The sequence below is a fragment of the Candidatus Eisenbacteria bacterium genome (assembly GCA_016867495.1).
Classification (GTDB): domain Bacteria; phylum Eisenbacteria; class RBG-16-71-46; order CAIMUX01; family VGJL01; genus VGJL01.
Window position 1 is genome coordinate 1 of record VGJL01000107.1, and the last position, 8,788, is coordinate 8,788.

At 67.0% G+C, this 8,788-nt stretch carries 12 protein-coding genes; all 12 read left to right on the forward strand.

Annotation, left to right across the window (positions count from 1 at the left end; translation table 11 throughout):
- Positions 1-667, forward strand: a 667-nt coding sequence (gene map / locus FJY88_09610; GenBank protein ID MBM3287586.1) for a type I methionyl aminopeptidase, incomplete at its 5' end; no start/stop codon positions are given.
- Positions 664-780: a 50S ribosomal protein L36 gene (rpmJ, locus tag FJY88_09615; GenBank protein ID MBM3287587.1), complete on the forward strand. Its 117-nt coding sequence runs from the start codon at positions 664-666 to the stop codon at positions 778-780. The genes map and rpmJ, both read left to right, overlap by 4 nt.
- Before the next feature lie 36 nt (positions 781-816).
- Positions 817-1,209, forward strand: a complete 393-nt coding sequence (gene rpsM, locus FJY88_09620) for a 30S ribosomal protein S13 (protein ID MBM3287588.1) — start codon at positions 817-819, stop codon at positions 1,207-1,209.
- 34 nt (positions 1,210-1,243) lie between these two features.
- On the forward strand, positions 1,244-1,633 hold the full coding sequence (gene rpsK, locus FJY88_09625) for a 30S ribosomal protein S11 (GenBank protein ID MBM3287589.1): 390 nt from the start codon (positions 1,244-1,246) through the stop codon (positions 1,631-1,633).
- A gap of 46 nt (positions 1,634-1,679) precedes the next feature.
- Positions 1,680-2,309, forward strand: a complete 630-nt coding sequence (rpsD, locus tag FJY88_09630; GenBank protein ID MBM3287590.1) for a 30S ribosomal protein S4 — start codon at positions 1,680-1,682, stop codon at positions 2,307-2,309.
- A gap of 47 nt (positions 2,310-2,356) precedes the next feature.
- A complete protein-coding gene (locus FJY88_09635) occupies positions 2,357-3,421 on the forward strand; it encodes a DNA-directed RNA polymerase subunit alpha (protein MBM3287591.1) in 1,065 nt (354 codons plus the stop codon).
- 30 nt (positions 3,422-3,451) lie between these two features.
- Positions 3,452-4,180, forward strand: a complete 729-nt coding sequence (locus tag FJY88_09640; protein MBM3287592.1) for a 50S ribosomal protein L17 — start codon at positions 3,452-3,454, stop codon at positions 4,178-4,180.
- A gap of 15 nt (positions 4,181-4,195) precedes the next feature.
- The gene (locus tag FJY88_09645) at positions 4,196-5,623 is read left to right on the forward strand and encodes a hypothetical protein (protein MBM3287593.1); all 1,428 of its coding nucleotides are present in this window, start codon (positions 4,196-4,198) and stop codon (positions 5,621-5,623) included.
- On the forward strand, positions 5,463-6,437 hold the full coding sequence (locus tag FJY88_09650; protein ID MBM3287594.1) for a class I SAM-dependent methyltransferase: 975 nt from the start codon (positions 5,463-5,465) through the stop codon (positions 6,435-6,437). The genes FJY88_09645 and FJY88_09650 overlap by 161 nt, the downstream gene beginning before the upstream one ends.
- A 39-nt stretch (positions 6,438-6,476) precedes the next feature.
- Entirely contained in the window at positions 6,477-7,028 is a 552-nt protein-coding gene (locus FJY88_09655; protein ID MBM3287595.1) for an RNA polymerase sigma factor, read from the forward strand.
- Positions 7,025-7,750 (forward strand): hypothetical protein, encoded by a 726-nt coding sequence (locus tag FJY88_09660; protein MBM3287596.1) that lies wholly within the window; start codon positions 7,025-7,027, stop codon positions 7,748-7,750. Before FJY88_09655 ends, FJY88_09660 begins: the two co-directional genes overlap by 4 nt.
- A 285-nt stretch (positions 7,751-8,035) precedes the next feature.
- Complete coding sequence (locus tag FJY88_09665) at positions 8,036-8,440, forward strand: hypothetical protein (protein ID MBM3287597.1); 405 nt, start codon at positions 8,036-8,038, stop codon at positions 8,438-8,440.
- Positions 8,441-8,788 lie beyond the last annotated feature (348 nt).

Below are 8,788 nucleotides of genomic sequence, written 5' to 3' on the forward strand. Positions count from 1 at the left end.
ACTCACGACAGGGGAGATCGACCGCGCTGTGGAGGATCTGATCCTCCGCGCGGGCGCGTCCCCATCGTTCAAGGGGTACATGGGATACCCGGCGAGCACGTGCGTCTCGGTGAATGAGCAGGTGGTTCACGGAATCCCGGGCGACCGCGTCCTGGGCGACGGGGACATCGTGAGCGTCGACGTGGGGGTGTACCTGGACGGGTATCACGGCGACGGCGCCTGGACCTTTCCGGTCGGGGAGGTCTCGGAGAAGGCGTCGGATCTGATGAGCGTGGCCCGCGAGTGCCTCGAGCGGGCGATCCAGCAGGCGGTGGCCGGCATGCGGGTGGGAGACATCTCCTCCGCGATCCAGGTCCACGCCGAGAGCCACGGATATGGAGTGGTGCGGCAGTACGTCGGCCACGGCATCGGGCAGTTGTTGCACGAGGCGCCGCCGGTCCCGAACTACGGCGCTCCGGGCCGCGGGCCGCTGCTCCGGCCGGGTATGGTGCTCGCCATCGAGCCGATGGTCAACGAGGGGACGTCGGACGTGTACACGCTCGAGGACGATTGGACGGTCGTCACCAGGGACCGCAGCCTCTCGGCCCACTACGAGCACACCGTCGCGATCACGGAGGATGGTCCGGTCATCCTGACCGTTCCTCAGGACGGCGGAGGAGAGAGATGAAGGTCAGAACGTCGGTCAAGAAAATCTGCGAGAACTGCAAGATCGTTCGCAGGGATGGTGTTCTTCGCGTCATCTGCAAGAAGAACCCACGCCATAAGCAGAGGCAGAAGTAGCCGAAGGGCTCTTGCCCCAAAAGAGGAGGTTGTCGTTTGGCGCGCATAGCGGGAGTCGACATTCCCAATGAGAAGAGGGTGGAGTACGCCCTGACCTACATCTTCGGAATCGGCCTGGCGACGGCCCGGAAGATTCTGGCGACGGCCAAGGTCGACCCGGACAAGCGGGTCAAGAACCTGACCGATGACGAGTCGGCCCGGCTGCGGAGCGAGATCGAGACCAACTACCGGATCGAGGGCGCCCTGCACACCGAGGTCGGGATGAACATCAAGCGCCTGATGGACATCGGCTCCTACAGGGGCCTGCGCCATCGGCGGTCGCTTCCCGCGCGCGGGCAGCGGACGAGGACGAACGCGCGGACCCGCAAGGGACCCAAGAAGACAGCCGGCGCTGTGCGCCGGAAGGTGAAGCCCGGGAAGAAGGGCTAGCACGGTACGTCGATAGGACGGAGGAACGGATAGCGTGGCTCGAGACAAGAAGACCGGAAAGCGCAAGGACAAGAAGGTCCCGATCGCGGGCGTCGTCCATGTCCACTCGACCTTCAACAACACGATCATCTCCATCACCGATCCAGACGGCGCGGTGGTCTCGTGGGCGAGCGCGGGGAAGGTCGGTTACAAGGGTTCGCGCAAGTCGACCCCGTTCGCGGCGCAGGTTGCGGCAGAGGCCGCCGCCAAGGAAGCGATCGGAATGGGGATGAGAAGGGCGGAGGTCTGGGTCAAGGGCCCGGGCGCCGGGCGCGAGGCCGCGATCCGCTCGCTGCAAGCGGCGGGAATCGACGTCATCGCCATTCGCGACGTCACGCCGATCCCGCACAACGGATGCCGCCCGCCCAAGCGGCGCCGCGTATAGATCTCATTAGCGGCCGGGCTGGCTCCGGAGGAGGAACGAAAGACAGATGGCCAAGTACATGGGGGCCAAGTGCAGACAGTGCAGACGCGAGGGGATTCGCCTCTACCTAAAGGGGGAGCGCTGCTACACGGACAAGTGCGCGATCGAGAAGAGGGGATATGTCCCCGGCGAGCACGGCCGTGACAGGCGCATCAAGGAATCTCCATACGGAATGCAGCTGCGCGAGAAGCAGAAGGCGCGCAGGATCTACGGACTGCTGGAACGGCAGTTCAGGATCTACTTCGCGAGGGCGGAGCGGAAGAAGGGGATCACGGGCGAGATCCTGCTCCAGCTTCTCGAGACGAGGCTGGACAATATCATTTATCGCCTTGGCATCGTCCCGTCCCGGGCGCTGGCTCGCCAGATCGTCCGTCACGGGCACATCGAGGTGAACGGAAGGTCGGTCGATATCCCGTCCTTCCAGCTCCGCGTGGGCGACGTGGTGAGAGTGCGGGAGAAGAGCCGCAACATCACAACGATCAAGGAAGCCGTCGAGAAGCGCAGGCGCACGGAGATGCAGTCCTGGCTGGATTTCGACGACAAGAAGCTGGAAGGGCGTTTGAATCAGATCCCCTCCAGGGAGAACATCCCGGTACCGATCCAGGAGCAGCTCATTGTCGAGCTCTATTCGAAGTAACAGGAGCGAGATCTGGGATCGGCGGGTAGACGGGAGGAATCTCTAGGATGAAGTGGAAGGCCCTTCAGATGCCTGAGCGGGTGACGGCCGATGAGTCGCTCGCGACCGAGAGGTACGGAAGGTTCGTGGTCGAGCCCCTCGAGAGGGGATTCGGCGTCACCCTGGGAAACGCGCTCCGGCGCGTTCTTCTCTCCTCGTTGCAGGGCGTCGCGGTCACTGCGGTGAGGATCCTGGACGATCGCGTCCGGCACGAGTTCACCTCGATTCCGGGCGTGCTCGAGGACGTGACCGACATCGTCCTCAACCTGAAGCAGGTTCGCTTCAAGCACCTCGGCGACGGCCCGCGGCGCGGGATGTTCAAGGCCAAAGGGAAGACCGAGGTGAAGGCGGGCGGCCTGGAGATCTCGACCGACATCAAGGTCCTGAACCCGGATCTGCACATCGCCACGGTCAACAAGGATGGCGCACTCGAGATGGAGATCGAGGTCTCGGCCGGCCGAGGCTACCTCTCGGAGGAGCAGCACAATACCATCATGGACCGCTTCGGCTGGGTGCCGGTCGACTCCGTCTTCTCGCCGGTGACGAAGGTGAGCTACACGGTCGAGAACACGCGGATCGGCCAGCGGATCGACTTCGACAAGCTGGTCCTCGACATCTGGACCGACGGATCGATCTCGCCGAACGACGGCCTCTCGATGGGGGCCAAGGTCCTCCGCGACCACTTCAACCTCTTCATCCGCTTCGAAGAGAAGTTCGAGGAGGAGGTCGAGGAGGTCGTCGACGAGGAGTACAACAGGGTCAAGGAGCTGCTCGAGCGCACCGTGGACGAGCTGGAGCTCTCAGTCCGCGCGGGCAACTGCCTGCGCGCCGCCCAGATCCGCACCATCGGCGATCTGGTCCAGAAGACCGAGCCCGAGATGCTGCAGTACCGGAACTTCGGAAAGAAGTCGCTCAAGGAGATCCAGGATCTGATCTCCGCCATGGGGCTCCACTTCGGGATGGATGTCTCCCGGTATCTGGGCACGCCGAGGCCAAGGGCCGCCGAGCTTGAAGAGGAAGAGGAGACGGACTTGGAGCACCTCGAGTATGAGGAAGAGGAGGCGGATAGGTAGCCCGAGAGGGACCTCCGTGGACATGAACCGATGAGACACCACCGAGATCACAGGCAGCTGAGCCGCACCGCGGAGCACCGCCGGGCGCTTCTGCGCAGCCTCGTCACCGCGCTGTTCCAGTACGAGAGGATCGAGACGACCGTCGCGAAGGCTAAGGAGACCCGCCGTGTCGCGGAGCGGATGATCACCTACGCGAAGAAGAACAACATCCACTCGAGAAGACTGGTCGCGCGGGTCGTCCAGGACGACGACGTGGCGAAGAAGCTCTTCGACACGATTACCCCGTGGTACGCGACGCGCCAGGGCGGATACACGCGCATTCTCAAGACGCGCAGGCGTCTCGGCGACGCCGGCGAGCTCGCCATCATCGAGCTGGTGAAGTCCGACGAGCAGAAGGATGCCGACCGCAAGGTCCGGGCCGCCCGCGCTGAGGCGAGCGCCAAGGCGAAGGAAGCGAAGGCCAAGGCAAAGGGCGAAGCGGAGAAGGTCGAAGAGAAGACCGACGAGAAGGCCAAGGAGAAGGCCGAAGCGAAGGCCAAGAAGAAGGCCGAGGCCAAGACGGCCGAGGCCAAGAAGGTCGAGAAGGCGGAGGCGAAAGCTCCGAAGGCCGAGGTAAGGGAGACCAAGGCCGAAAAGAAGCCGAAGACGGTCGAGAAGCCGGCCGCCAAGAAGGAAGCGGCCAAGCCCAAGAAGGAGGAGCCCAAGAAGAAGGGCGGAGGACTTCTGGGCAGGATCCGGCGCAAGAAGGAAGACTCCTAGACGGACGAGATCCACTTGAGAAGAACGGAGCGGCCGCGCTCGCGCGGACGCGGGATTGCCCAAACCCGGCTGGTCATGATTTCGAGCCTTGCCTTGAATTGGCGAGGCCGACCGGCTGGGTTTCGGGCATCTATACGCCTCTTTCTTTCGGTCTGCCTGCTGGCGACGCTCCCCTGGGCGGCTCCTTCGACGGATTGCCGGGCGTTCGCGGCGGAGGGCGCGCCCGCGCCGGCCGCCGGTTCTGCGCGCCTCTACCTCTGGGTGATCCGCGACGCGCTGGAGGACACGACTCGTCTCGCGATCCTCGCCGACTCGGCGCGGAGCGCCGGCTGCACCGATCTCTTGATCCAGGTTCGCGGGAGGGGGGAGGCCTACTATCGCTCCTCGAGCGAGCCCGCGCCCGCCGCGCTCGAGAACGCGCCGCCAGCCGGCATCAAGGCGGGCGGACGCCCTTCCGAGATCTCCCTCCGCTACGATCCTCTGGCGGCGGCCATCCGCCTTGCGCGGGAGAGGGGCATGAGAGTCCACGCCTGGTTCAATGTCTTCCTCGCGGGCAAGTGGAAGGGCAACGGCGCGCGCAATGTCATCGTCCGGCACCCCGAATGGAAGGCGCGCCTTGCCGACGGCCGATCGCTGGAGGAACTATCGAGCGCGGAGCGCCGGCGGGCGGGAGTCGAGGGGATCTACATGAGCCCCGGCAATCCGGAGGTGATCGCCTATCTCGAGGGCGCCGTCCGCGAGCTGGTCCTTCGCTATGATCTCGACGGGTTGCATCTGGACTACATCCGCTACCCGTATGCCGACGCCGGATACGACGAAGCGAGCCGCCGCGCCTATCTGATCGACGATTTCGGAGGGCCGATCCCGGGGCAGGCCGGCGGGGCGAGCGGGGCCGGCGAGGGCGACCATGCGGGCGAAGCCGACGAGGGCAGCGCGGCTGGGAAGGCCGGCGAAGCCGGCGAGGCCGGCGGTGAGTGGATGGACCACTGGGATCGATGGAAGATGGAGCAAGTGTCGCGCGCGGTAGAGCGGATCGCGGACGCCGCTCGAAGCGCGTCCCCCGGCATCGAGGTCACCGCCGCCGTCATTCCCGATCCCGCCGCGGCGCGGCGCGCCTGCTCGCAGGACTGGCCACGGTGGCTGCGCGAGGGTTGGATCGACGCCGCGCTGCTGATGGCCTACACGAAATCGCCGGACCGGCTGGAGAAGTGGCTGCGCGAGGGCGCGAACGAGGCCGGCGCGAGCGGGCGAATCGTCGCGGGACTCGGGCTTCACAAGATCGATGGGCGCGGCGCAGCGGAGGTGTTCGAGCGCGCGCGGAGAACGGGGAGCGGGGCGCTCGCCCTCTTCTCGCACGTCGAGTTCATGCGCTCGGCCGAGCTCCGGGCTCTTGCGCGTCGCGCGTCGGGCCGCGCGCCCTCGCGATCGGATGGAGGAGAGTGACATGGAACGGCCGCCACACCTCGCGCCGCTGACGGACGAGATCCTTCGCCTCGCGCTTCGCGGGCTCGATCTGCCCGAGGCGCCCCGCGTCCTCGACCTCTGCTGCGGATCGGGGGGCGCGAGCTTCCTGGCTGCGGAGGAGCTTGGGGCCCGATGCACCGGCGTCGACCTCGATGAAGGGCTGCTGCGGGTCGCGCGCGAGCACGCGCTCGCAGCGGGTCTGGACGAACGGATGGAGTTCCTGTGCGCCGACGCGCGGCACGTCCAGCTCTCGAACGGCACTTTCGACCTGGTTCTCGCCCTGGGCGGCGCGCTCACCTACATCGGGCGACCGGAGGGGCTCGAGAGGATCCGCCAGCTCCTGAAGCCCTCGGGCGCCCTTCTCTTGTCGGATCTGATCTACCTCGACTCGCCCGCGCCCGAGCGGATCGCGCGCGTTCTGGCCTCGTCCGCTCCGGGGAGCCCCCTCGGCAGACTCGAGATCTCGCCGGCCGTGCGCGCGGTCTTTGAGGAAGGTCTCTATCGCTACGAGAATGAGCGGAGCTACCACGAGCTTCTGACCGTGTGCGGATTCGATCCCCTCTTCGCGTTTCCAGTCCCCGAGAGCGCGTGGAACAGCTACTACGACTTCGCCGCGCGGGGGCTCGAGACGGAGATTGCCGGAGGGAGTCCCGAGAGAGAGCCCGCGGCGAGCCCCAAGGAGGCCCCTCCCGTGCTTCGGATTCCGGTCGAGATCGCCGAGCTTGCCGCCTTCTACTGCTGGGGCGGCCGGTGGGCGCTCGGCTATCTCGTCTGCGGGGCGAGGGCGCGCTAAACGACGCCTGCCGGGCATGTGTCTCGCTCGGTAGGGAGGATGATGGAGATCTCGGACGAAGGGCTCGTGATCGCGGCTCGATCCGGAGACGAGAAGGCCTTCGAGGAGCTGGTCCGCCGCCACTACGAGCAGGTCTACCAGAGAATCCGCCGCATCCTCCGCAACAGGGAAGACGCCCTCGACGTCGCGCAGGAAGCCTTCCTGAAGGCCTTTCGGAGCCTCGACCAGATCCGCGACGGGCGCACCGTCCGCGCGTGGCTCGGGCAGATCGGCGTGAGGCTCGCGCTCAACAGGGCGGAGCGGGACCGATTCCGCCGCATGGTCTCGATGGACGGGGAAGAGGGCGAGGCGGAGCCGGCCGTCCGCGAGGATCCGCTGGAGAGATCCGAGATCGCGCGGGACGCGCGGTTGATCGAAGGGGAGATCGGGCGCCTGCCCGCCGCGCAGCGGACCGCATTTCATCTGCGGCACTTCGAGGGGCTCCCCTTCCGCGAGGTGGCGGAGTGGATGGGAAACAGCGAGGCGACGGCGCGCGTGCTCTACTTCCAGGCCGTCCGGCGGCTCCGGGCGAAGATCGAGGAGAGAGGATGAACGAGGAGCGAGCGACGGAGCATCCCGACGAGGATCTTCTGGCCGCCTGGATTCTCGAGGGGGAGGAGCCGGAAGGGATACGGGGAATCCGCCTGCATGTCGAGGAGTGTCGGGCCTGCGCCGCGCGGATCGCTTCCCTTCGACGGTTGAGCGGGGCTCTGGAGGCGGCAGCGCGCATCGAGGGCACGGAGGTGACTGATGCGTCGCGGTCGGGAGTCGCGCAGCCCTGGAGGCTTCGCTGGCGCGCGCTCGATCGGGCGCGGCGAAGGAGCGATCTGGCGTGGGCGATGGCTTCGCTCGCGGCGGTCGCCCTGGTCGCCCTCTCCGTGCCGAGGAGCGGCGGCCCGAGCGGATCTGTGGCGAGGGATGGCGCGCTGAGCGGATCCGCGACGAGGGATGGCGCGCTGGGCGGATCCGCGGCGAGGGGCGAGGCGCTGACCGGCGAAGAGCTGACCGGCGTCGCGGCGAGGAACGAGGCCAGCGTGGAGGAAGCCCGCACACGCCTGGCCGACGCCATCGCGAGGGTCCCCGCGGCGAGGCTCGACTCTCTGATCAGCCTGCCTGCGGTCGCCGTTGCGGTGAGACCGATAGGCGAGCCGTCCAGCGCGCTTGAGGCGGCATACGAGATGGGCGAGGCCGAACGGGAGACCCTGCGCGAGCTGCTGAGACAGCGGCTGGGCGGCGCGGGTGGCGCGAGGGGCCTCGATTATGAGGCAATGTGAGAGGTGAGGAGGTGTCTAAACATGTTCAAACATGGTTTGATCTGCCTATATATGTTCATAGCGATGCTTCTGGCTGCTGGGTTTCTGGCGTCCTCCTTGAATGCCGCCGGTTTGGAAGACGCCCCTCAGCCGGCCCATCGTCCGGCAATGCACTCGCCCGAACCGCAGGCGCCGGAGCCGAGGCCGGTCCCGCCTCCGGAGGCGACTGCGCATCCCGGGCCTCCGCCCATCCCTGAGCCTCTGCCTGTTGTTGAGCCGGGACCGAGCCCGGAGCGCTTGCATCGGATGATCGAGAACCTGCGCATGGCGAGGCTGAGCGAGGCGCTCCGTCTCAACGAGGAAGAGGCCGCGCGGATGGCGGTGCGGATGCGGGAGCTCGCGGAGGAGAGGGAGAGGGTCGAGCGCGAGAGGCGCGAGATCATGCCGAGGATGAGGGAGCTCCTCGAGAAGGCCGACTTCGAGCGACGGGCCGCGTCTGAGAAGGATCTGCAGCCTCTGCTCGACAGGCTCCGCGCGCTTCAGGAGGAGACGAGCGCGAGGCTTCGCGATCTCGAGGCTCGGCTCATGGAGGGACTCTCGGCAGAGCGGAGGGCGCGGATGATCCTCTTCCAGAGGGATTTCGAGAGGGAGGTCAATGAGATGATCCGCCTCGCGCGGATCGCCGAGCCCCCGCCTCCGCCGCCGCGCTAGGCCGCAAGCGGCGCGGGGCTCCAGCGCTTCGCCTCGCGGGGTCGGCGGACCATGCGGCGCGGCTGCCCCCGCCGGCTCCCTTCGCCCCGCTATGTTCGCGTTCGCGGCGCGGGGCTTCGGGAGCGCGGCGGGGGCCAGGCACGGGCCACGGGCGCTATGACACGAAAAGCGGGGGGACCGGTGCTGTTGGGACCGGTCCCCCCGCCGCGGGCTCTTAGCTCGCTAGAGAGGATGCACCTGCTATTACGTCGATGGGGCGCGTCGGGTTCCCTACCCTGACTCGCGGCATCCCGGGCCGATCCGAATCGAGCCTTCCGACCGACCCACCCGGGCGCCCATCGATGCATG

What these genes read in the sequence shown, in the direction of transcription:
- rpmJ (MBM3287587.1), top strand. Translation starts at nt 664, where the DNA reads ATGAAGGTCAGAACGTCGGTCAAGAAAATCTGCGAGAACTGCAAGATC.
- rpsD (MBM3287590.1), top strand. Translation starts at nt 1,680, where the DNA reads ATGGCCAAGTACATGGGGGCCAAGTGCAGACAGTGCAGACGCGAGGGG.
- FJY88_09635 (MBM3287591.1), top strand. Translation starts at nt 2,357, where the DNA reads ATGAAGTGGAAGGCCCTTCAGATGCCTGAGCGGGTGACGGCCGATGAG.
- FJY88_09640 (MBM3287592.1), top strand. Translation starts at nt 3,452, where the DNA reads ATGAGACACCACCGAGATCACAGGCAGCTGAGCCGCACCGCGGAGCAC.
- FJY88_09650 (MBM3287594.1), top strand. Translation starts at nt 5,463, where the DNA reads ATGGGCGCGGCGCAGCGGAGGTGTTCGAGCGCGCGCGGAGAACGGGGA.
- FJY88_09655 (MBM3287595.1), top strand. Translation starts at nt 6,477, where the DNA reads ATGATGGAGATCTCGGACGAAGGGCTCGTGATCGCGGCTCGATCCGGA.
- FJY88_09660 (MBM3287596.1), top strand. Translation starts at nt 7,025, where the DNA reads ATGAACGAGGAGCGAGCGACGGAGCATCCCGACGAGGATCTTCTGGCC.
- FJY88_09665 (MBM3287597.1), top strand. Translation starts at nt 8,036, where the DNA reads ATGATCGAGAACCTGCGCATGGCGAGGCTGAGCGAGGCGCTCCGTCTC.